Annotated in this window: 22 protein-coding genes; 7 read left to right on the forward strand and 15 right to left on the reverse strand. The window is 50.1% G+C overall.

All coding sequences use genetic code 11. The features are described from left to right. Nucleotides 1–20: 20 nt before the first annotated feature. Nucleotides 21–2,387 (reverse strand): DNA internalization-related competence protein ComEC/Rec2, encoded by a 2,367-nt coding sequence (locus ACKC9G_RS05800; RefSeq protein ID WP_411403985.1) that lies wholly within the window; start codon nucleotides 2,385–2,387, stop codon nucleotides 21–23. A 90-nt stretch (nucleotides 2,388–2,477) separates the two neighbouring features. On the opposite strand from ACKC9G_RS05800, the gene ACKC9G_RS05805 reads away from it, so the two are divergent. Next, a complete protein-coding gene (locus ACKC9G_RS05805) occupies nucleotides 2,478–2,999 on the forward strand; it encodes a DUF2062 domain-containing protein (protein WP_411403986.1) in 522 nt (173 codons plus the stop codon). Between the two features lie 75 nt (nucleotides 3,000–3,074). Here the strand turns inward: ACKC9G_RS05805 and lolD are convergent, their stop codons facing one another. From lolD to ACKC9G_RS05860, 11 genes are all read right to left on the reverse strand, one after another. Next, a complete protein-coding gene (gene lolD / locus ACKC9G_RS05810) occupies nucleotides 3,075–3,758 on the reverse strand; it encodes a lipoprotein-releasing ABC transporter ATP-binding protein LolD (protein WP_411403987.1) in 684 nt (227 codons plus the stop codon). Then, complete coding sequence (locus ACKC9G_RS05815) at nucleotides 3,751–4,992, reverse strand: lipoprotein-releasing ABC transporter permease subunit (RefSeq protein WP_411403988.1); 1,242 nt, start codon at nucleotides 4,990–4,992, stop codon at nucleotides 3,751–3,753. Before ACKC9G_RS05815 ends, lolD begins: the two co-directional genes overlap by 8 nt. A gap of 171 nt (nucleotides 4,993–5,163) precedes the next feature. Further along, nucleotides 5,164–5,682 carry a HugZ family protein gene (locus tag ACKC9G_RS05820; protein ID WP_411403989.1) on the reverse strand — a complete coding sequence of 173 codons (519 nt, stop codon included), beginning with the start codon at nucleotides 5,680–5,682 and terminating at the stop codon, nucleotides 5,164–5,166. Between the two features lie 73 nt (nucleotides 5,683–5,755). Beyond that, a complete protein-coding gene (gene sthA / locus ACKC9G_RS05825) occupies nucleotides 5,756–7,159 on the reverse strand; it encodes a Si-specific NAD(P)(+) transhydrogenase (protein ID WP_411403990.1) in 1,404 nt (467 codons plus the stop codon). Between the two features lie 60 nt (nucleotides 7,160–7,219). Then, nucleotides 7,220–7,456, reverse strand: a complete 237-nt coding sequence (gene nqrM, locus ACKC9G_RS05830; RefSeq protein WP_411403991.1) for a (Na+)-NQR maturation NqrM — start codon at nucleotides 7,454–7,456, stop codon at nucleotides 7,220–7,222. A gap of 141 nt (nucleotides 7,457–7,597) precedes the next feature. After that, nucleotides 7,598–8,836, reverse strand: a complete 1,239-nt coding sequence (gene nqrF, locus ACKC9G_RS05835; protein WP_411403992.1) for an NADH:ubiquinone reductase (Na(+)-transporting) subunit F — start codon at nucleotides 8,834–8,836, stop codon at nucleotides 7,598–7,600. A gap of 26 nt (nucleotides 8,837–8,862) precedes the next feature. After that, nucleotides 8,863–9,471 carry an NADH:ubiquinone reductase (Na(+)-transporting) subunit E gene (gene nqrE / locus ACKC9G_RS05840; protein ID WP_411403993.1) on the reverse strand — a complete coding sequence of 203 codons (609 nt, stop codon included), beginning with the start codon at nucleotides 9,469–9,471 and terminating at the stop codon, nucleotides 8,863–8,865. Beyond that, on the reverse strand, nucleotides 9,471–10,139 hold the full coding sequence (locus tag ACKC9G_RS05845; protein WP_411403994.1) for an NADH:ubiquinone reductase (Na(+)-transporting) subunit D: 669 nt from the start codon (nucleotides 10,137–10,139) through the stop codon (nucleotides 9,471–9,473). Before ACKC9G_RS05845 ends, nqrE begins: the two co-directional genes overlap by 1 nt. 2 nt (nucleotides 10,140–10,141) lie before the next feature. Next, nucleotides 10,142–10,948: a Na(+)-translocating NADH-quinone reductase subunit C gene (locus ACKC9G_RS05850; RefSeq protein WP_411403995.1), complete on the reverse strand. Its 807-nt coding sequence runs from the start codon at nucleotides 10,946–10,948 to the stop codon at nucleotides 10,142–10,144. Then, the gene (locus ACKC9G_RS05855; RefSeq protein WP_411403996.1) at nucleotides 10,938–12,143 is read right to left on the reverse strand and encodes an NADH:ubiquinone reductase (Na(+)-transporting) subunit B; all 1,206 of its coding nucleotides are present in this window, start codon (nucleotides 12,141–12,143) and stop codon (nucleotides 10,938–10,940) included. The genes ACKC9G_RS05850 and ACKC9G_RS05855 overlap by 11 nt, the downstream gene beginning before the upstream one ends. Before the next feature lie 2 nt (nucleotides 12,144–12,145). Continuing rightward, nucleotides 12,146–13,489: a Na(+)-translocating NADH-quinone reductase subunit A gene (locus ACKC9G_RS05860; RefSeq protein WP_411403997.1), complete on the reverse strand. Its 1,344-nt coding sequence runs from the start codon at nucleotides 13,487–13,489 to the stop codon at nucleotides 12,146–12,148. Between the two features lie 279 nt (nucleotides 13,490–13,768). On the opposite strand from ACKC9G_RS05860, the gene ACKC9G_RS05865 reads away from it, so the two are divergent. The 4 genes from ACKC9G_RS05865 to ACKC9G_RS05880 all read left to right on the forward strand — a co-directional run bounded on the left by ACKC9G_RS05865 (nucleotide 13,769) and on the right by ACKC9G_RS05880 (nucleotide 17,338). After that, a complete protein-coding gene (locus ACKC9G_RS05865; protein WP_411403998.1) occupies nucleotides 13,769–14,275 on the forward strand; it encodes a DUF523 domain-containing protein in 507 nt (168 codons plus the stop codon). Between the two features lie 181 nt (nucleotides 14,276–14,456). After that, nucleotides 14,457–14,972: a GAF domain-containing protein gene (locus ACKC9G_RS05870; protein WP_411403999.1), complete on the forward strand. Its 516-nt coding sequence runs from the start codon at nucleotides 14,457–14,459 to the stop codon at nucleotides 14,970–14,972. Nucleotides 14,973–15,080: 108 nt separating this feature from the next. Next, a complete protein-coding gene (locus ACKC9G_RS05875) occupies nucleotides 15,081–16,799 on the forward strand; it encodes a proline--tRNA ligase (RefSeq protein WP_411404000.1) in 1,719 nt (572 codons plus the stop codon). Continuing rightward, nucleotides 16,796–17,338 (forward strand): lytic transglycosylase domain-containing protein, encoded by a 543-nt coding sequence (locus tag ACKC9G_RS05880; RefSeq protein ID WP_411404001.1) that lies wholly within the window; start codon nucleotides 16,796–16,798, stop codon nucleotides 17,336–17,338. The genes ACKC9G_RS05875 and ACKC9G_RS05880 overlap by 4 nt, the downstream gene beginning before the upstream one ends. A 50-nt stretch (nucleotides 17,339–17,388) precedes the next feature. Here the strand turns inward: ACKC9G_RS05880 and ACKC9G_RS05885 are convergent, their stop codons facing one another. Together ACKC9G_RS05885 and ACKC9G_RS05890 are read right to left on the reverse strand one after the other, a co-directional pair. Next, complete coding sequence (locus ACKC9G_RS05885; RefSeq protein WP_411404002.1) at nucleotides 17,389–17,667, reverse strand: acylphosphatase; 279 nt, start codon at nucleotides 17,665–17,667, stop codon at nucleotides 17,389–17,391. Continuing rightward, entirely contained in the window at nucleotides 17,661–18,929 is a 1,269-nt protein-coding gene (locus ACKC9G_RS05890) for a YihY family inner membrane protein (protein WP_411404003.1), read from the reverse strand. The genes ACKC9G_RS05885 and ACKC9G_RS05890 overlap by 7 nt, the downstream gene beginning before the upstream one ends. Nucleotides 18,930–19,065: 136 nt before the next feature. On the opposite strand from ACKC9G_RS05890, the gene arsC reads away from it, so the two are divergent. Both arsC and wrbA read left to right on the forward strand, forming a co-directional pair. Further along, on the forward strand, nucleotides 19,066–19,413 hold the full coding sequence (gene arsC, locus ACKC9G_RS05895) for an arsenate reductase (glutaredoxin) (RefSeq protein ID WP_411404004.1): 348 nt from the start codon (nucleotides 19,066–19,068) through the stop codon (nucleotides 19,411–19,413). Further along, the gene (wrbA, locus tag ACKC9G_RS05900; protein WP_411404005.1) at nucleotides 19,410–20,012 is read left to right on the forward strand and encodes an NAD(P)H:quinone oxidoreductase; all 603 of its coding nucleotides are present in this window, start codon (nucleotides 19,410–19,412) and stop codon (nucleotides 20,010–20,012) included. The genes arsC and wrbA overlap by 4 nt, the downstream gene beginning before the upstream one ends. A 71-nt stretch (nucleotides 20,013–20,083) precedes the next feature. On the opposite strand, the gene ACKC9G_RS05905 is transcribed toward wrbA, so the two are convergent. Beyond that, entirely contained in the window at nucleotides 20,084–20,686 is a 603-nt protein-coding gene (locus ACKC9G_RS05905; protein ID WP_411404006.1) for a response regulator, read from the reverse strand. Nucleotides 20,687–20,744 lie beyond the last annotated feature (58 nt).

Genomic DNA, 20,744 nt, shown 5'->3' on the forward strand with positions numbered 1-20,744 from the left:
AACCGCTGAAGACAGACAAATTAGTGGGCTTGTCCGGAAGCAAAAACCTGCTCCCAAAAATAACCCTGCTGTTCGCGCCAGGCTTTTATCTCAAGCGGCTGATCGCGACGTGAGACAAACTCTAACGTCCCCAAAGTGGCCGTATTATAGGTCTTCACACCGCGGGAATAAAATCGCTGCAACGTTTCGAGATGAGGATGACCAAACTGATTGAGATAACCCGCACTTATTGCAGCAAATTGCGGTTTCACTGCCGCCAGAAAAGCATCACTTGAACCTGTGCGACTGCCATGATGAGACGCGACTAGCAGTACCGCATCCAACTGGTCAGGGTATTTTTCTATCAAGGCCTTCTCATCATTGGCGGAAAGATCTCCGGGGAGCAATGCTGATGCACTGGCACCGCGGATCAAGACCACACATGAATGGCTGTTATCATCGCTATTGCCTGACAAGTCACGCTGCAGCAGATGAACTTCAACCCCATCTGAGTTCCACTCGCCATGACATTGCCGCGGATGAGGCAATGGCTCAGTCAACGGCTGCCCAAGAAACCATAAGGGGTGATACTGACCTGCCAGCCAGCTCACGCCCCCACTGTGATCCTGATCATTATGGCTTACCACAACCCTATCCAGAGTCCGGCCATAATGTTGCAGGTAGGGACCAATCACCTGCTCAGCGGCAGAGTAGTCTTCATTGCCTGGTCCTGTATCAATCAACAATGTCTGGGTTCGCGTGACTAAAACTGCGGCACTTCCCTGACCTATATCCAATACCCCGAGCAACCACTCTCCCTCGTTCAGGGCAGGATCGCTATTTTTCAGAAAAAAGAGCGGTAAAACCGCGACAAGCGCCAGCTTTCTGCCCGGGGTCCCTTTTGGAGCGAATGCCCAAAGTAATGCTGAGACCGACAATAAAATAAGCAGCAAAACCGGCTGAAGTTGCCAGTGCAGACTCGAAAGACTCCAATTGGCTATGACTTGCCCCCACTGCCAGCCGTCATCAAGCAAACATCCCAACCAGTCAAAACCGATATGCGCGACAGCAGGAAAGAAACAGGCCGAACATGCCAGCAAAAGGAGCACTGGCAGCACAACAAAACTCACCAGCGGAATTAATACAAAATTAAGCAGAGGGCCGACAAGACTGGCCTGCTGAAAGAACAAGGCACTCAGAGGCATTAAGCACAATGTCATGGCAACCTGAGCAAGTACCAGACCATAGAGCCTGGGAGCCATTTGTGACTTACCCGAAAACACCCAAACGAGTACTAGTACTGCATAAGCCGATAGCCAGAAGCTCGCTGACAGTAGTGAAAAAGGCCATAGGATCCAGACTCCCAAACAAGCCAGCAACAGACGACGAAAAGCCGATACGCCGGGCCAGAAGACACCAGCAAATGCGGCAATGAGAAGCATAAGAAAGGCTCGCTGCGCGGGCACGCCCCACCCAGTTAGCCCGGCATAGAAGCTTGCAAGCATCAACCCAACCGCAAGACTCGCCCAGTGACGATCCGGGATATAGCGACGATATATGCTTAAACACTGCAAGCCTTTACCCAGCAACTCCCCAATCAGAAACCCCAAAGAAAACATAATGCCGATGTGCAAGCCGCTGACGGCCATCAAATGACTCAATCCTAAGGACTGCAGCAGCTGCCAGTCATTTCGATCAAACTGAGAGCGATCTCCCAGCAGGAGACCTCTTATTACATTATTCCCCGCACGAGGAATCTGATCGCCGCTCTCTTGACCATTCGCCAAGGCAAGGTCAATTCTTGCCTCGACCCAGCGGGTTAATGAAAAGCCACCAGAAGCCAACCGGGTAGCCTGCCCTTTGAGCGATAAGCTAAATGAAAGTTTCTGAGAGAGAGCCCAGGTTTCACGACTGAATGCTCCGTAGCTTGCATAACCATGAAAGGGCTTGGCCTTCGCTTTTGTCAGCAACCAGAGCTCTCCGGGTTTAAACGTCAGTGAATCAGGATAGTAGAGAATTACAGCGCCCTGCCCTGAATATGGAGCGCCACTCAAATGGCTGGACAAGACTTCCACACGAGCCTTTTTACCGTAGGGGGTTATTTCCTCACGACTCGCGATTTTTACTTTTAGGTTAGTGAGTACCGTAGCGCTTTCAGCCCCGATATGCGCAATCTCCTTATTCCAGCAGTACGAACTCCAGGCAAAACCTAGCAATAAAAGCGTAAGGAATGTCAAAGCTCGAAATAGCCGGGAGCCATACAAAGCCTTGATCCAGTGGAGATATATCAATATGAACAGAAGAGAAGTGCCAAAAACAACAGACAATATGCTGGCTTGGGCCCCAAAAGGCCCTGACTCCAACATCAGAAGGCATCCTAGTAATGGTGCAAATAATAAGGCGTTCATCCGTGAACCCGACTATGTCGTTAAATTGGCATTTAAACCCGATAAGCGCATAATAGCGCCGCCTGAGCCTAGTCATCTGTGAAGCAGTCCATGCCCCGCAAGATTCTCAAACGTTTTATACCTCAACCAGCTGAGTTGAAAAAACACCCCTCTCTGCGTTGGTTGGGTGAGCTGCTTGATGGTCCCAATATTTGGCATCTCACACGCGGCTCAGTTTCACGAGCATGCTTCGTGGGTGTGTTCTGTGCTTTTCTTCCAATGCCCTTTCAAATGGTCGTCGCTGCTGTTTTTTCAATTGTCTGCAGAGCGAATCTCCCTCTGAGCGTTGCGTTGGTATGGTTAACCAATCCCATTACCATGCCCCCGGTGTTCTACTTCTGCTATCGCGTAGGCACATGGCTCCTGGGCATTTCCCCTGTGGAGTTTTCCATTCACGCGTTGACTTCAAGTCACCTTTGGGAACCACTCATTATTGGATCGGTAACCTGCGGTATCGTCTTTGGATGCCTCTCCTACATCCTGATGCAGCTCTTTTGGAAGTGGTCAGTTCGCAGAAACTGGGCAGCACGCATCAAGCGTCGCCGAGAGCAGCTAGCTGCACAAAATAAGTAACTCAAATAAAACGCCTCTACCGCGTATCAAAAAAAGGAGCCCTAAGGCTCCTTTTTTATGCTCTGTAATAATGACCTATACCGGGCTCAACACCCCATCTACCAGATGAAACTGTCGATGCAAACGGTCAGCCAGTTGAGGATCATGAGTGACCACCACACAAGCCGTTTTGAGAGTTTGATTAAGCTCAAGAATCAAATTCTGAACACTCTCCGCAGTATGGCGGTCCAGGTTACCCGTGGGCTCATCCATCAAAACACAAGCAGGCTCAGTCACCAAAGCACGAGCAATCGCTACACGCTGACGCTCACCACCCGAAAGCTCTGATGGTTTATGGTCTCCACGAGGAGCAAGACCAACACGATCAAGCAAAGCCAGAGCTTTATCGCGCGCTTCGGATTTGGAACGCTTTCCAATCAGCAAGGGCATCATCACATTTTCTATGGCAGTAAACTCCGCCAAAAGGTGATGAAATTGATACACCACCCCAAGATTTTGGTTCCGCCACCGGCCACGCTCGACTTCTTTCATCCCCTGATAAGAGCGGCCTTTGAGTAAGACCTCTCCTTCATCCGCAGTATCCAGCCCACCCAACATATTCAGTAAGGTCGACTTACCTGAACCTGAAGAGCCGATAATCGCAATACTCTCACCAGCCTGAATCTGAAAATTGATATGATCCAGAATCTGTAGCTTTCTAGGGCCTTCGATATAACTCTTGCAAAGGTTTTTTGCTTCCAGCACAACCTTATCATTCATAGCGAAGAGCCTCTGCTGGCTGGGTTTTTGATGCGCGCCATGCAGGATACAAGGTCGCAATAAAGCTCATTACCAATGCAGCACCGCAAATAATAGCGATGTCAGAAGCATGAGGATCTGAAGGCAGATAGCTGATGAAATAAACATCCGGATTCAGGAACTGGGTATGAAATACTTTTTCCAACCAATGAACCAGATCAGTCACAGTATAAGCACCCAATACCCCCAGGCCCGTTCCGACCAGTGTTCCAACAACGCCGATAACAGACCCTTGTACCATAAAGACTTTCATGATGTCGCCAGGTGTCGCCCCAAGGGTACGCAAAATAGCGATATCCGCATGCTTATCTGTGACCACCATGACAAGTGTCGATACGATATTAAACGCAGCAACAGCAATGATCAGAGATAGCAATAGGGCCATCATGGTTTTTTCCATTTGAATAGCCTGATAAAGATTACCCTGAGTTCGGGTCCAGTCGCTTACCCGGAACATCCCTGGCAAAGTGCTGGCAATATCGCGAACCTTCTGAGGAGCAGAGAACAGGTCATCAAACTTGATACGAATACCATCAACACCATCACCAAGCCGCTTAAGCTTTGCGGCATCCTCAATATTGACCAGAGCCATATTCGCGTCGAGCTGCGCACCCAGCGAGAAAATCCCCACCACGTTAAAGCGCTTCATACGCGGAAATACACCGCCCAGCGTTGCAGTGGCCTCGGGAAGTATCAGTGTGACCTTGTCACCAACTTTGGCATTGAGATATTGCGCAAGAATATCGCCCAGAATGATATTGAACGAACCGGATTTCAGCTCATCCAGACTTCCTTCCGATATATGCTCGCGAATTATAGAGATTTTGTCTTCCTGGGAGGGAAGGATGCCCTGTAAGAGAACGCCGTTCGTATTGCCCTCGTTATTAAGCATGCCTTCTGCCTGAACGAAGGGCGCAGCTCCAACAACCCCTGGTTTTTCCGATATCAAAGACTCAAGCTGCTGCCAGTCATGCATAACCGGATAGCCGAGAATTGAAGCCTGAGGGACCATCCCAAGAATACGTTCACGCATTTCCCGATCAAATCCGTTCATTACTGACAAAACAATAATGAGCACTGCGACCCCAAGGGTCAGACCAGCAATAGATACTACCGAGATAAATGATATGAAATGATTGCGACGCTTGGCTCGGGTGTAACGTAGCCCGATCCATGAAGCCCAAGAATTACCCATTCGCCACTCCTGCGTAGATGCAGCACGCTAGTCTGGGCAAAGGGCTGTAACAAGTCAATGCAAGGGAGTTTGAAGAAACAAGCTGAAGGCAATGGTGCGCTTTGTTACTACATGCGAGAAGGTATGAGATCGGCCAATATTTATGAACTCAGCCGATCTCTACCCTATTTATCAAACAGAGATATTACGGTGACCTAAATCACGAATGTGCTCGATACCGTCTGGATAGACACGATAGGCTTTTGCAAAGCCTTTCACATACACCCCGGACTCAGGAGTAAGCTTGAAGATATGGAAATCATCCAGTGAGCTCAACGTTTTAGCAACCTCACCAAAACGCTCTATAAATGCCTGAATAGTGCTATTCCACTCCACTTCTTCACGGGAAATTTCTTTTACAGTCACATCGAGCGTCAAGCGCTCTCGCGCGTGAATCACAGGAGATGAAGCTTCATCCTGAATAAACATCACCTTGATAGATGAACCCGCCAACAGATTACGCGTATGCGCGGCAAGCTCGCTGACCTGGATGAACAGATGACCATCCTCATCCTCGATACATGGCGCATAACTCACATGTGGCGCGCCTCCATCACATGAAACGGTCGCCATCATCACCGACCGGCACTGCCGACGAAACGCCAGCTGATCATCAAAGACTTGAAGTAACGTTTCGACGCTATCAGGCATGTGAATCACTCAATCAAAGAGAAATAACGAGCACTAAAAAAGGGAGCTTATCGCTCCCTTTTATCTCAGGCAATCACTTATTGAAAACGCGGTTCAAACCATTCATGGCCGCTACACGGTAGGCTTCAGCCATGGTCGGGTAGTTAAAGGTGGTATTTACAAAATACTCAAGGGTATTAGCCTCACCTTCCTGACTCATAATCGCTTGCCCGATGTGTACGATCTCAGAAGCCTGGTCTCCAAATGCATGGATACCTAACAGCTGGAGAGTTTCACGGTGGAACAGGATTTTCAGCATACCGACCTGCTCGCCCGTGATCTGGGCTCTCGCAGTATCCTTGAAGAAAGCCTGACCCACTTCGTAGGGAACCTGGGCGGAGGTTAGCTCCTCCTCCGTCTGCCCTACTGAGCTGATTTCAGGAATTGTATAGATACCGGTCGGAACAGAGTTGATGTGACGGAAGTCATCTGCATCAAGCAGATGTGATGTGGAGGAACGGCCCTGATCATAGGCCGCAGAGGCTAGGCTTGGCCATCCGATAACATCACCTGCGGCGTAAATATTTGCCACGCCAGTAGAGTAATGCTCATCAACCTCAAGCTGTCCACGAGAGTTTGGCTCCAGGCCAACACTCTCCAGTCCCATGTTCTCAGTATTACCCGAGCGCCCATTACACCAGAGGAATGCATCAGCTCGAATCTTCTTACCAGACTTGAGCGTCATCAGCACACCAGTATCAGAACCCTTAATCGAGTCGTACTGCTCGTTGTGGCGAATAACCACACCGTTATTACGCAGATGGTAACTGAGAGCATCGGAGATCTGGTGATCCAGGAACGATAAAAGACGATCACGGGTATCGATCAAATCGACCTTAACACCAAGACCACTGAAAATAGAGGCGTATTCACACCCAATAACCCCTGCGCCGTAAATAATGATAGTACGTGGGGTATGACTCAACTTCAGAATAGAGTCACTGTTGTAAATTCTGGGATGTGTGAAGTCCACATCTGACGGGCAAAAAGGCCGAGATCCTGTAGCAATGACTACAGCTTTGGCCTTCAGGGTTTCATCACCCTTACCAGAAGTTCCTTTTACAGAGACGGTATTGGCATCTTCAAATTTTGCATGGCCGAAAAACACATCAATACGATTGCGTGCGTAGAAATTAGTACGCATCTGCACCTGTTTAGAGATGACCTGCTCAGCACGCTTAAGAACACGGGGGAATGAGAACCAGCGCGGCTCACCGATATCACGGAACATCGGGTTAGTGTTAAATTCAATGATCTGCTTTACAGCATGACGCAGAGCTTTAGAAGGAATAGTACCCATGTGAGTACAGTTACCGCCCACCACTCCACGCGTTTCTACCACCGCGACGCGCTTACCTTTCTTGGCAGCATTCAGGGCCGAACTCTCTCCTGCCGGGCCTGTTCCAATTACCACTACATCATATTGATAAACTGCCATTCGTATCCCCTAATTCGGCACGATTCCGTGATGAGTTCTTTTAAGGCTGATAACCAGTGCTTATTTCCCAGTGGCGTCGTAGGCAAGATCTGCCTTGGGACTTGGCAATGCTTTCTTTTGCTGTTCTGCATCACACACTTCCTGGTTCCCACCACAGATATCACAGGCGGTATCCATTCCTAGGGCACTCATACCACCACAGGAACCTTTAATGGGTTTACGGCCCATAATTACGCCAACAGCCATACCGGCAACCACAAGAAGAAGCAACACGAAGGTTAAAACCAGAACTTTCATTTTTCCTCCCACCAACGTCCTGATCTGACGTCAGCAAATAAAATCTGGAACTATTGTAACGCAAAATACTGACGTCTTCCTGAACTCTAAAATGCAAAAAAGCCGGTAGGTTACCCTTACCGGCTTTTTCTTGACGTTCAATTAACCGCCGAAATCATCCAGCATGATATTAGAACGCTCAACACCAAGATCTTCCAGCATCTTGATAACCGCGGAGTTCATCATGGGCGGTCCACACATGTAGAACTCGCAATCTTCAGGCGCTTCGTGGTCCTTGAGATAATTCTCGTAAAGCACGTTATGGATGAATCCAGTGTAACCTGACCAGTTATCTTCAGGTAGCGGATCAGACAGAGCCAAATGCCATACAAAGTTATCGTTCTCTTCCTGCAGCATGTCGTATTCATCTGCATAAAAAGTCTCACGCAGCGAACGAGCACCATACCAGAAAGAAATCTTACGCTTGGATTTCAAACGCTTAAGCTGATCGAAGATGTGCGAACGCATGGGAGCCATACCTGCACCACCGCCGATAAACACCATTTCAGCATCCGTATCACGCGCAAAGAACTCACCGAAGGGTCCGTAAACAGTGATCTTATCGCCTTCTTTCAGACTGAAGACATAAGAGGACATTTTACCAGGAGGCAGGTCCATCTGACGTGGCGGCGGCGTTGCAACACGGATGTTGAACTTAACGATACCACGCTCTTCAGGGTAGTTAGCCATTGAGTAAGCACGAATAATGGGTTCATCAACCTTACTTACCAGATTAAACAGGCCAAACTTGTCCCAGTCTTCGCGGAAACGATCAGGGATATGGAAGTCACTGTACTTCACTTCGTGAACAGGAGCTTCCAGCTGAACATAACCACCTGCGCGGAAGTCTACATTCTCACCTTCAGGCAGACGCAAGGTCAGCTCTTTGATGAACGTAGCCACGTTGTTGTTGGACTCAACAGTACATTCCCATTTCTTGACGCCGAAGAATGACTCTTCAACTTCAATTTTCATGTCCTGTTTCACTGCAACCTGACATGCGAGACGGAAGCCTTCCCGCAGCTGACCTTTAGTGAAGTGGCCTTCTTCGGTAGGTAGCACAGAGCCACCACCGTCATGCACCTGACACTTACACTGCGCGCAAGTACCACCACCACCACAGGCTGAGGACAGGAAGATACCTTCACCTGCCAGAGTTTGTAGCAGCTTGCCGCCTGATGGGACGGTAATGGTTTTGCTGGGATCATCATTGATTTCAATGGTGACATTGCCTGAGGATACCAGCAGCTTACGGGCGTACAGGATTACAACCACCAGCGCGAGCACGATGACTGTAAACATGATGACACCCATAGAGATCATCATCGCTGAACTATTCATGTTCCGTTAACCTTCTACTCTCAGTATCAAAGCTGAACGCCGGAGAAGGACATAAAGCCCATCGCCATCAGACCAGCAGTGATGAAGGTGATGCCCAGTCCACGAAGTCCCGCAGGAACATCAGAGTACTTGAGCTTTTCACGGATACCGGCAAGTGCAGTAATCGCCAGCGCCCAACCCAGTCCGGCACCAATACCGAACACAACGCTTTCACCGAAGTTGTAGTCACGCTCAACCATAAAGAGCGCAGCACCCATGATGGCGCAGTTAACAGCAATCAGTGGCAGGAATACACCTAGCGCGTTGTAGAGTGCAGGTACATATTTATCCAGAAACATTTCCAGAATCTGAACAATCGCCGCAATGACGCCGATATAACTGATCAGACCCAGGAAGCTCAGATCGACATCAGGCATACCCGCCCAAGCCAAAGCACCATCACGAAGAACGTAGGTATAAAGCAGATTGTTGACAGGAACGGTGATGGTCAAAACCACCACGACCGCTACGCCAAGACCAATAGCTGTCTGAATTTTCTTTGAAATCGCCAGGAACGTACACATCCCCAGGAAGAAAGACAGAGCCATGTTCTCAACAAAAACGGAGCGCACCAGAAGACTAATGTAATGTTCCATTAGTGAGCTCCTCCCTTGGTGTTAGGCGCCAGCTTAAACTCGCTTGCTTCAACCTGATCTTTTTTCCAGGTACGAAGTGCCCAGATCAGCAGACCAATAACGAAGAACGCCGAAGGAGGCAGCAACAGCAGACCGTTACTCTGATACCAACCACCATTGGTTACTAGCGGCAGAACTTCATAGCCAAAGAGGCTGCCGGAGCCAAACAGCTCACGAACGAAGCCCACTGCCAGAAGCATAGCGCTGTAACCCAGGCCATTACCGATACCGTCCATGAAAGACATTACCGGCGGATTCTTCATAGCGAAGGCCTCGGCACGACCCATAACGATACAGTTGGTGATGATAAGACCGACGAATACCGATAACTGCTTGCTGATTTCGTAAGCATAAGCACGCAGTACCTGATCAACCAGGATTACCAGAGATGCAATAACTACCATCTGAGCAATCATACGAATGCTGTTAGGAATGTAGTTACGAATCAGAGAAACGAAAAAGTTGGAAAACGCCGTTACCGAGGTCAGCGCCAAACACATGACCAAAGTAACTTTCAGGTTCGAGGTAACCGCTAGCGCAGAACAGATACCAAGGATCTGTAAGGCGATTGGGTTATTACGAAATATCGGTTTCGTGAGGACTTCTTTCAGTTCACTGTTTCCAGCCATGATCAGGCCTCCCCTGCACGCAGATTTTCAAGGAAAGGACCAAACCCATTCTTACCAAACCAGAATTGCATCAGGTGGGTAACACCATTACTGGTGAGGGTTGCACCGGAAAGACCGTCAACTTCATGAGCGGCATTAGGTGCATTTTTGTCGACCTTACCTTTGATCAAATGAATTTTTGGCTGAGGCAACTCGTTTGCAGACAGCGCATCCTGATCATAGATCTTTTTGCCTGGCCACAGAGCTTTCCAAGCTGGGTTATCAACTTCACCGCCCAGTCCGGGAGTTTCAGCCTGCTCATAGAACCCCATACCCAACACTGTATTCAGGTCGCCTTGAAGCGCCACAAAACCATAAAGGGTAGACCATAGACCATAGCCTTTCACGGGCAGAACAATGGCTTTCATCTTGCCACTGTCATCATTCACCGTGTAGACAGTTGCGTACTTGGCAATGCTCTTGATGCTGGCGATGTCTTCATCAGCACTCAGCTGAATGGACATGTCCGGATCTTTAGAAGCCGTACGCTGATCATAGGTAGCAGGGTTCACTGCATCAGTAAATTTACCGGTCTGCAGATCAACAACCTTGGAGGTTACTTTCTGCTCAAAGACTTCATTGATGTTCTCACCTTTAGCAACAGTAATACCTGCCGCGGCAAGAATGTTTGACTTACGCTCAACCAATTTATTAACGGTTTGCACGGGCTTGAGGACGACTGCAGCGGCAGATACCACTACCGAGCAGACCACACATAGCACCAGCGCAACAATAATGGTATAGGCGACGCTATCTTTCTTAGCAGCCATTGCGCATTACCCTCCGCTTGATGTTTGCCTGGACGACGAAATAGTCGATCAGCGGGGCGAACAGGTTACCGAACAGAATGGCCAGCATCATGCCTTCAGGGAACGCAGGGTTCACGACACGAATCAGCACACACATGATGCCGACCAGCGCTCCGAAGTACCATTTACCCTTGTTAGTCATTGATGCAGACACAGGATCTGTCGCCATAAAGATCATACCAAAGGCAAAACCACCCAGAACCAGATGCCAGTAGAAAGGCAGCGCGAACATGGGATTGGTATCAGAGCCAATGACATTGAACAGTGTTGCCATTGCGGTCATGCCGATGAAAACACCTGCTACGATGCGCCATGCAGCAATTTTGGCATACATAATAAAGACGCCGCCGATAAGGATAGCCAGTGTGCTGACCTCACCCATGGAGCCCTGAATGTTACCAAAGAAAGCACTGCTCCAGCTGATACCGGCATCGGTAATCGCCTGAACACCGCCCATCGCTGCCAGACTTAAAGGAGTGGCGCCAGAGAAGCCATCAACTGCAGTCCAGATTGCATCGCCGGACATCTGTGCCGGGTAGGCAAAGAACAGGAATGCACGACCGGCAAGTGCAGGGTTAAGGAAGTTCTTGCCTGTACCACCGAAAACTTCCTTGGCGATAACAACACCGAAGGAGATACCCAGAGCCACCTGCCAAAGAGGAACAGTAGGAGGCAAAGTCAGTGCAAACAGTACGGAAGTTACAAAGAAACCTTCGTTAACTTCGTGACCGCGCTTCATGGCAAACAGTACTTCCCAGAAACCGCCAACAATGAATGTCACCGCATAAACAGGGATAAAGTACACCGCACCATAGAGGAAGCAGTCCCAACCACTGGAAGCATCCATTCCTGACAATGCAGAAATAACAGCACTGTGCCAGTTATCCGGCAAAGTAGCGCCGGAAGCGATAGCATTAAGTGCTTGGCTGCCAACGTTAAACATGCCAAAGAACATGGCCGGGAAGGTGCACAGCCATACCAGAATCATCATGCGCTTAAGATCAATAACATCACGAACGTGTGCATTGCTCTTGGTTACATGACCAGGTGTATAGAAAATGGTATCAACGGCTTCGTAAAGCGCATACCACTTCTCGTATTTCCCACCTTTATGGAAGTGGGGTTCCACTTTGTCCAGAACGTTTCTCAAGCTCATGACTACCCCTCAAGCTCAATGCGGGTCAGGTTGTCACGCAGGATGGGGCCGTACTCGTATTTGCCGGTACAGGCAAAAGTACAAAGCGCCAAGTCTTCCTCATCCAGTTCGAGACAGCCGAGTTTGATCGCCGTATCGATATCACTAACAACCAACGCACGCAGCAATTGGGTTGGCAGAATATCCAGCGGCATAACTTCTTCAAACTGACCTACAGGAACCATGGCCCGCTCGGAACCATTGGTTGTGGTGGTAAAGCTAAGTTTGCGTTTACGGTTAAACGCAGAGCTCAGAACATTCAGCAGCGAATAACGCTCACCACCGAAGGTGATCCACGCCATAAACTCACGCTGTGAGCCTTCCAGCAGGATACTGATCTGATTGTGATAGCGACCCAGATACGCTGTCGGACCATGCGCCGCAAAACCACTAAAGACAGAACCAGAGATAATACGATTTGCACCGCTCTTCTGTTCTTTGGCACATAGCTGCTCAAGAGACGCACCAACACGAGTCTTTAAAAGACGAGGGTTGCTTGCCTGAGGGCCAGCCACCGCAACAACACGCTCGACATTCAGCTTGCCTGTGGTAAACAGCTGACCGACTGCGATGACGTCTTGATAACCGATGTGCCAAACCACGGTGTGTGGTCCGACAGGGTCCAGGAAGTGAATATGAGTTCCGACATTGCCAGCCGGATGAATACCACCAAACTCCTGCACTGTTGACTGGGAAGCGGCAGGAACATTCGAGCCTGCAGCCTTACACAGATAGAGTTTACCTTCCGTCAATTTGGCCAGAACAGCCTGCCCTACCAAGAAGGCTTCGGAGTTTTCAGCAATAATCGCAGCAGGATCTGCTGACAGCGGATTAGTATCCATCGCCGTAATGAAGATCGCTTTGGGGGTCGATTCCGGCGAAGGGACTTTAGAGAAAGGACGAGTACGCAAAGCAGTCCAGAGGCCAGACTCGGACAACTGCTCAACGACCTGATCACGACCAAGTGACTTGATCTGATCTTCTGAATATTTTTTGAACGTCAGCGCATCAGATTCATCAGCGGCCACTTCAATGACCAATGATTGAAATACACGCTTAGCGCCACGATTAATTTCTTTAACTGTTCCGGAAGCCGGAGCAGTGAAATGTACGCCAGGCGTTTTCTTGTCAGAAAACAATACCTGACCAAGTTTGACTTGATCACCTTCCCGGACGAGCATTGTTGGTTTCATACCATGATAGTCTGAACCGACAATGGCTACCGTGCTCACCGAAGCTCCCGCTTCGACTTTCTGCACTGGTTCGCCGGTAATAGGCAAATCCAGACCACGACTGATCTTGATCATCGCCTCACCCAATCACAAGCTTGATTAGACCAGATCTCACCCGTTCAGGATCGCATATGCGACAAAAAGCAGCCCGAGCCTATCTTTTTATTAATTAAAGAGGCATCAGGACTGCACCAAAACGGGTATGACCCACCAAAAAACCTACCCAGTATAATTAGCCACAGTGAATATTTCTACAAACTTCCCTAATGCACTTCGCTGTTTTTCCTAGAATTTCGATTTTGTGGAGGAATTATGCACCATAAAAATCCAGCACTTTCAGGGACCTAGCGAATCATGCAAAAAATTCTGGTGAGCGCCTGCCTCTTTGGACAACCTGTTCGATACGATGGCAGCCATTGTTTTCAGAAACATTTTCTCTGGAAAAGGTGGCTCGAGGAGGATCGGCTCTTACCTATCTGCCCCGAGGTTATTGGCGGTCTTTCAACGCCCCGTCCTCCTGCAGAATGGCTGGAGGGCGATGGAACAAGTGTCGTTATGGGACATGCCGCCAGACTAATCAGCATAGACGGCGATGATGTGCTCCCCCATTTCCAGCGTGGAGCAGACAAAACCCTGGCCTTCGCCAAAGCGCATAACATTGCTATCGCCATTCTTAAAAGCAAAAGCCCTTCATGCGGTTTCGGAAGGATCTATGATGGCAGTTTTTCGGGCATGCTCATTGATGGTGATGGCCTGACAGCTGCCAGACTCAAAAATATCGGCGTACAAATATATAACGAACACCAACTTGAAGAAGCACAAAGTGCACTGGAGAAGCTTGAACCGACCGAGAAAACATAGCCTCTCAGGGCTTACGGCGAAAATGAATGTGCTCAGCAATAACAGGATTTTTCAAAAGTGCATAAGCCGTATACCAGTTAAGACTATGCTATTCTCCGCCTCTCAGATGCACGCGACCGACAGCCTTTTTAGAGAAAGCTCAGGCCGCCCAACCCACAACATGATGGTGATAGAGTCAGTTATGTTTGATGCCGCCGTTGACGCCTCGCTACCCAAGCCTCAGTTCTATGAAGAGCTTCTGAGCATGAGCGAAGGTTTGCTAAGCATGAGCCGAGACATGATCGTCAATCTTTCACAGGTTTCCGCTTTATTATATAACGCCTTACCTGAGCTGAATTGGGCAGGCTTTTATCTTGTCAGTGCACCTGAGATGCTGAAGCTCGCACCCTTTCAGGGCAAAGTTGCCTGTGTGGATATTCCTTTTAGTAAAGGCGTTTGTGGTGCCGCCGCACGCTCAGGCGTGACTCAGTGTATCGCCGATGTCCATGAGTTTCCCGGACACATTGCCTGTGATGCTGCCTCAAGATCGGAGCTGGTAGTCCCTCTGTTTATTGATGGTCACGTTATCGGTGTACTGGACCTCGACAGTCCCCATCCCGGTCGCTTCGACCTGGAAGACGTCGCTGGTATCGAAGCACTCTGCCAACAATTGGTTTCAGCCACCGACTGGCACTGGCAGTTCAGTACGCAGGCCTGAGCCCCCAGTCTCATTAACGCCCATCCAACGGGAGTGCAGGCTTGCCCCAGTGCAGCCCACTCCCTAGAATGATTTGGTCTTTTTTTCCTACCGAAACGAGCGAGTATTATGCGAGCGAGTCAACTGCTGATCGCCACTCTTAAAGAAACCCCTTCTGATGCAGAAGTTATCAGCCATCAGCTGATGCTGCGCGCAGGCTTTATCCGTAAGTTGACCTCAGGGATGTACACCTGGCTGCCGTTGGGTATCCGCACCCTTCGCAAGGTAGAAAAAATCGTTCGTGAAGAGATGGACAAGTCCGGCGCCCAGGAAATCCTGATGCCTGGAGTTCAACCTGCAGAGCTTTGGCAGGAGTCCGGCCGCTGGGAACAATATGGCCCCGAGCTGCTGCGCCTCAAAGATCGTCACCAGCGCGACTTCTGCTTAGGCCCAACTCACGAAGAAGTCGTCACAGATGTATTCCGTCGTGAGGTTAGTTCCTATAAGCAGCTGCCTATTAACCTCTATCAGATTCAGACCAAGTTCCGCGATGAAATCCGCCCACGCTTCGGTGTCATGCGCGGACGCGAATTTATCATGAAGGATGCCTACTCCTTCCATCTGACGCCCGAGTCTCTGAACGACGGCTACCTGCTGATGCACCAGACCTACTGCAATATTTTTGATCGTATCGGGTTGGATTATCGCCCCGTACAGGCAGACAGCGGCGCTATTGGAGGAAATCGCTCCATGGAGTTCCACGTGCTGGCAAACTCAGGCGAAGACCTGATCGCGTTCTCAGACATGAGTGATTACGCGGCCAACCTGGAAAAAGCGGAAGCCATTCCTGCCACCTTTGCTCCTGAAGCGGCTCAGGAAGAACTGCGTCTGGTGGACACTCCTGAGACTCGCACCATTGCTGATCTGGTCGAGAAACACGGTCTGGATATCAAAAAGACCGTGAAGACACTGTTCGTTCGTGCCAGCGAAGAAAATGAAGCCGACTTCGTCGCACTGATGGTTCGTGGTGACCGCGAACTTAACGAAATCAAAGCCGAAAACCTGCCAGACGTTGCTGCACCACTGACCTTCGCAACCGAAGAAGAGATTCGCAGCTTTATGCCCGCTGGTCCCGGCTCACTCGGTCCGATCAACTTACCGATCCCTTGTATCATTGATCGTGAAGTGGCTGCGATGTCTGATTTTGGCGCTGGCGCCAATATTGAAGGCAAGCATTACTTCGGCATCAACTGGGAGCGTGACCTGCCGACGCCTCAGGTACAGGATTTACGTAACGTTGTTGAAGGTGATCCAAGTCCGGATGGCGTGGGCAAACTGGTAATGCGCCGTGGTATTGAAGTCGGACACATCTTCCAGCTCGGCAACAAGTACAGTAAAGCAATGAACGCAACGGTTCTTGATGAGAATGGCAAGGCGCAGGTTGTCGAGATGGGCTGCTATGGCATTGGCGTGACCCGTGTCGTTGCAGCAGCCATTGAGCAAAACCATGATGACAAAGGCATCATCTGGCCTGATGCGATTGCCCCGTTCCATCTGGCACTGGTGCCGCTGAACGCCGACAAGTCCGAAGAAGTCGCCAAGATTAGCGAAGAGCTATATCAGCAGTTCCGTGACGCCGGTCTGGACGTCCTGCTGGATGACCGCAAAGAACGCCCCGGCGTTAAGTTTGCTGACATGGAGCTGATCGGGATTCCTCACCGCCTGGTAATCAGCGAACGCGGCCTTAAAAATGGCACCGTTGAATACAAAGGCCGTCGTGACAGCGAAAGCCGTGACATGAATGCCTCTGAAGTATTCGAAACGCTTAAAGCACTCATTAACGTGTGACAACAGCGCAATTAAACTTACTAAAACCAGTCAGAAAGGTGCTGCTTTTCTGGCTGGTTTTTGTTTTTCTCACTCCATCTCTGCCCGCTGCTCATGCAGCTGATGACCCCTATATTAAAACCGTTTGGCTGACACTTCAGGCTGGCCGGCTCTCACCCTACAAACGTTTTTTTAAGAATGAAGACCCGCTCCCGCTCCTCAATATCGTCTGGGACACCGCTGAAGAACACCATCTTCCTCCAGAACTGATACTTGCTGTCATCCACGTAGAAAGTCACTTTGATCGCTTTGCGGTTTCTCGGGTTGGTGCCATAGGCCTTATGCAGGTCATGCCCTTCTGGCTGCCTGTTTTAGAGCAACCTGAGGCAAATCTTTTGGTGGACAAGGAAAACATCGAGCTGGGCTGTACGATTCTCAGGCGCTATCTGGATAGAGAATCCGGTAACTTTGATAGAGCACTTCAGCGCTATAACGGATCGCTCGGCGAAAGCACCTATTCGGATAAGGTGAAAATCTGGTGGGATTATTATTATTTCTAGCAGGCTGCAGGTAAGCGCTTTATAGAGCCAGCTAGAGCCATAGACAACCCTCAGCCATCAGGCCATACCTCAAAGCGATCAAGAGCCGTGTCCGGCGCTTCCACTTCTAGCTTTACTTCATTCACCACCGCTAGCTCCGGCCCCTCGTACAGCCACATTTCCACGTGCCGAACCGAAGACTCCTCTCCTTGAAGCCAGGCTTCAACCCGACCGTCCTTTAGATTCCTCACCCAGCCTACCAACTGATGGGTGACCGCCTGTTCGTAAAGCGACTTACGGTACCAGACCCCCTGTACCCGACCATCAACCCACGCATGAACTGCTAGCATGTTGGCTCCTTCACTATACTTAAGCTTTCCGAGACATGACCTGCCACTGACTCATCCGTGCGCTCAGACTCTTCTAATAATGCAGTGACAGGCAATGCCATTTGCTCTCGCCACTGCCCTCGCCATTGCAGCAGCATTGCGCTGAGTTTGGCCTCCCAGGCATAACCTTCATTTCCCGGCAACTCGCCTCTATGGGAAAAAGGCAGTGCTTCCAGCACTTCGTACATAGGTAACGCATGAAGATCCCGACTTAATAACCAGCCGCCGGACTCACTGCGAATAATAAAACCACACTGCTGAAACATATCCAGCAGCTCCTCAAGCGCCTCTGCCGGAAGATGCTTTTGCATTTGCTCTTCCGAGACAGCCTCACCCCGTTTCTGCGCTATCCATAAACGCTCCAACAGCACAAAAGCCATAGTAATAAAGGCGGGATGCCGTTTGAGCCCTAAGAGGTTAAAGGTTGCCATCGCTCGGACCGCATGCCCTCCGAGCAGAACAATCAGCCAGGAAAGATAAATCCAGAGAAGGAATAACGGAATGACGGCAAAGGCACCGTAAATCAGCTGATAAGAGGGAAACTGCTTTACATAAAAGGTGAAGATAGCCTTGGCAATATTGAAGAGCAGTGCGGTAAGAAGTCCACCCCACATAGCATGGCGCACTGGTACCGAGCAATTTGGCACGGCCCAGTAAAGTAGCGTGAAGGCTCCCCAGCTCAACAGCCAGGGCAGCAGTTGTAGCAGCTGATAACGACCAGCCACACCACTGACATCAGTCAGAAATGGCAAGGTCGCAATATAAGAACTGATGGCAAATGCAGCACCAAACAGCATGGGCCCCAAGGTAAGAACTGCCCAGTAAAGCAGAAAACTTGCCACACCTTTACGCGACTCCACCACACCCCAGATACGGTTAAACGTCTGCTCAATCGTTCGCAACGTCATATAAGCCGTCAAGAGCAGGAAAACCACCCCCACAGCGGTGAGCCTTCGTGCCTGATCCGCAAAACCTGCGAGATACTCCTGAACAGCCTGAGAGCTACTGGGAAGAAAATGCGAAAAAATGAAAGCCTGCATATCCAGGCTCACACCTTCAAAAAGCGGCAAAACTGAGAGTGCCGAGTACATCACCATCAGCACAGGAACGACAGCAAACAGCGTGGTATAGGTCAGCGCCGAGACATTGAGAAACCCTTGCCCTTCAATGAAACGCTTGAACACGTAGCGGGCAAATGCTGAAGCATGCCGCGCTCTGGCCATCCATCGTATTCCCTTCATCAGACCTGCTCTATTCTCTGGCTGGTATTCTTGTTCCTGCTCTCTACAATACGGATGGATTCACTCAAGGCCAAGAGAGGTCTGCGCTTTCGACGCCGACCATGTAAGGAGTCTTTCTATGTCACGCCCGGTCCTGCTTCATAATCCCCGCTGCTCAAAGTCCCGCGAAGCGCTCGCTCTACTTCAGGAAAAAGGCGTGGAGTTTGAGGTAAGAGAATATCTGAAAGACCCGTTGAGCCGCGATGAACTGCACCAACTCGCAGAAAAGCTGGGCGCTCCGGTAAAGGACTGGACGCGAACCAACGAGGATGAATACAAACAACTCAACTCCGGCTCGACAGATGACGCGACGCTGATTGCAGCGATGGCAGACACTCCCAAGCTGATGCAACGCCCTATCCTGATCAGTGGTGATCGCGCTGCCGTTGGCCGCCCTGTCGAACAGATCCTGGAAATTCTGTCATGAGCGCACCCTACATTCTCGTCCTCTATTACTCACGACATGGCAGCACCCTGGCACTTGCCCAGGCAATTGCTCGTGGTGTGCAACAAGTGAAAGGGATAGATGTACGCCTGCGCACGGTTCCTGGCGTATCGCCAGATCACCAAGCCAGTGCTCCCGCCGTTCCAGACGAAGGCGCGGTCTATTGCTCAAAAGAAGATCTGAATAACTGCGCCGGATTGATCCTCGGCAGCCCCACACGCTTTGGCAACATGGCAGCTCCTCTCAAGTACTTTCTTGATGGCACCGCCGACAGCTGGATGAGTGCGCGTCTGAGCTGCAAACCTGCTGCAGTCTTTACGTCCACCTCAAGCCTGCATGGCGGACAGGAAAGTACTTTACTGACGATGATGCTGCCGCTACTACATCATGGCATGGTGATTTGCGGACTGCCTTACAGTGAGCCTGAGCTATCCAGCACAACCACAGGCGGAACGCCCTATGGCGCCTCTCACTGGCAACCCGGACAGCAAAAGGAATCTGGATTAAGTCAGGATGAGAGCGCTCTTGCTAGCGCACTGGGCAAGCGAGTGGCAAGCTTCGCACTTAAGTTAAAAGACTGAGTCATCCCCATAATTGCCCATAAAAAAAACGCCTCATAGAGGCGTTTTTTTTATGCTGGTGCACCCGTTAGTCAGGCTTCGGCAGCGCCAGGAGCTTCCCGCTCGATCACAATGTTGAGATCCAGCAGGGAGGCCACTTTATCCAACAACTGCTGGTTATCGAAGGGCTTGGATAGCACTTCGTCTGCGCCCTGCTCAAGCGAGGATTGCAATTGCTTCTCGCTTAGCGCGGAGATCACCAGCACCTTGACGCCACGATAGCGATCATCCTGACGCAGGAAGTCCAATACGTGGAATCCGTTCAGGCCTGGCATCTGCAGATCCAGCGTAATCATGGAGGGGTTAAATTCCGCCAGCTGGGTACCCGCCTGAAAACTGTCACTCACTATGCGGGTTTCAAGACCTGCACGACGAAGAACCCTTTCAATAGCGGCAGCCATTTGCGGCTGGTCTTCAATAATCAATACGCGTCGGCTCAGTTCCTGAAACTCCGACGGTACGGGCATATCATGCTCGCGCAAAAACGCGACAAAATGCTCGATGCTGATGCGATTATCTCCGCGCCCCGGTAGCTTAAAGGCCTTAAGCTGTCCTCGTTCAATCCAACGAATGACAGTGCGGAAATTAACACCACAGTACTTTGCTACTTCCCCTGTGGTAAGCGCTTTCTTCACGTGACGACCTCACTCAATAAATCTGTATCAATCGACGCTCCGCATCTTCAGAAAGTCT

The sequence above is a fragment of the Pokkaliibacter sp. CJK22405 genome, from assembly GCF_046614695.1.
Taxonomy (GTDB): Bacteria; Pseudomonadota; Gammaproteobacteria; order Pseudomonadales; family Balneatricaceae; genus Pokkaliibacter.

What these genes read in the sequence shown, in the direction of transcription:
- ACKC9G_RS05800 (WP_411403985.1), bottom strand. Translation starts at nt 2,387, where the DNA reads ATGAACGCCTTATTATTTGCACCATTACTAGGATGCCTTCTGATGTTG.
- ACKC9G_RS05805 (WP_411403986.1), top strand. Translation starts at nt 2,478, where the DNA reads ATGCCCCGCAAGATTCTCAAACGTTTTATACCTCAACCAGCTGAGTTG.
- lolD (WP_411403987.1), bottom strand. Translation starts at nt 3,758, where the DNA reads ATGAATGATAAGGTTGTGCTGGAAGCAAAAAACCTTTGCAAGAGTTAT.
- ACKC9G_RS05815 (WP_411403988.1), bottom strand. Translation starts at nt 4,992, where the DNA reads ATGGGTAATTCTTGGGCTTCATGGATCGGGCTACGTTACACCCGAGCC.
- ACKC9G_RS05820 (WP_411403989.1), bottom strand. Translation starts at nt 5,682, where the DNA reads ATGCCTGATAGCGTCGAAACGTTACTTCAAGTCTTTGATGATCAGCTG.
- sthA (WP_411403990.1), bottom strand. Translation starts at nt 7,159, where the DNA reads ATGGCAGTTTATCAATATGATGTAGTGGTAATTGGAACAGGCCCGGCA.
- nqrM (WP_411403991.1), bottom strand. Translation starts at nt 7,456, where the DNA reads ATGAAAGTTCTGGTTTTAACCTTCGTGTTGCTTCTTCTTGTGGTTGCC.
- nqrF (WP_411403992.1), bottom strand. Translation starts at nt 8,836, where the DNA reads ATGAATAGTTCAGCGATGATGATCTCTATGGGTGTCATCATGTTTACA.
- nqrE (WP_411403993.1), bottom strand. Translation starts at nt 9,471, where the DNA reads ATGGAACATTACATTAGTCTTCTGGTGCGCTCCGTTTTTGTTGAGAAC.
- ACKC9G_RS05845 (WP_411403994.1), bottom strand. Translation starts at nt 10,139, where the DNA reads ATGGCTGGAAACAGTGAACTGAAAGAAGTCCTCACGAAACCGATATTT.
- ACKC9G_RS05850 (WP_411403995.1), bottom strand. Translation starts at nt 10,948, where the DNA reads ATGGCTGCTAAGAAAGATAGCGTCGCCTATACCATTATTGTTGCGCTG.
- ACKC9G_RS05855 (WP_411403996.1), bottom strand. Translation starts at nt 12,143, where the DNA reads ATGAGCTTGAGAAACGTTCTGGACAAAGTGGAACCCCACTTCCATAAA.
- ACKC9G_RS05860 (WP_411403997.1), bottom strand. Translation starts at nt 13,489, where the DNA reads ATGATCAAGATCAGTCGTGGTCTGGATTTGCCTATTACCGGCGAACCA.
- ACKC9G_RS05865 (WP_411403998.1), top strand. Translation starts at nt 13,769, where the DNA reads ATGCAAAAAATTCTGGTGAGCGCCTGCCTCTTTGGACAACCTGTTCGA.
- ACKC9G_RS05870 (WP_411403999.1), top strand. Translation starts at nt 14,457, where the DNA reads ATGTTTGATGCCGCCGTTGACGCCTCGCTACCCAAGCCTCAGTTCTAT.
- ACKC9G_RS05875 (WP_411404000.1), top strand. Translation starts at nt 15,081, where the DNA reads ATGCGAGCGAGTCAACTGCTGATCGCCACTCTTAAAGAAACCCCTTCT.
- ACKC9G_RS05885 (WP_411404002.1), bottom strand. Translation starts at nt 17,667, where the DNA reads ATGCTAGCAGTTCATGCGTGGGTTGATGGTCGGGTACAGGGGGTCTGG.
- ACKC9G_RS05890 (WP_411404003.1), bottom strand. Translation starts at nt 18,929, where the DNA reads ATGGCCAGAGCGCGGCATGCTTCAGCATTTGCCCGCTACGTGTTCAAG.
- arsC (WP_411404004.1), top strand. Translation starts at nt 19,066, where the DNA reads ATGTCACGCCCGGTCCTGCTTCATAATCCCCGCTGCTCAAAGTCCCGC.
- wrbA (WP_411404005.1), top strand. Translation starts at nt 19,410, where the DNA reads ATGAGCGCACCCTACATTCTCGTCCTCTATTACTCACGACATGGCAGC.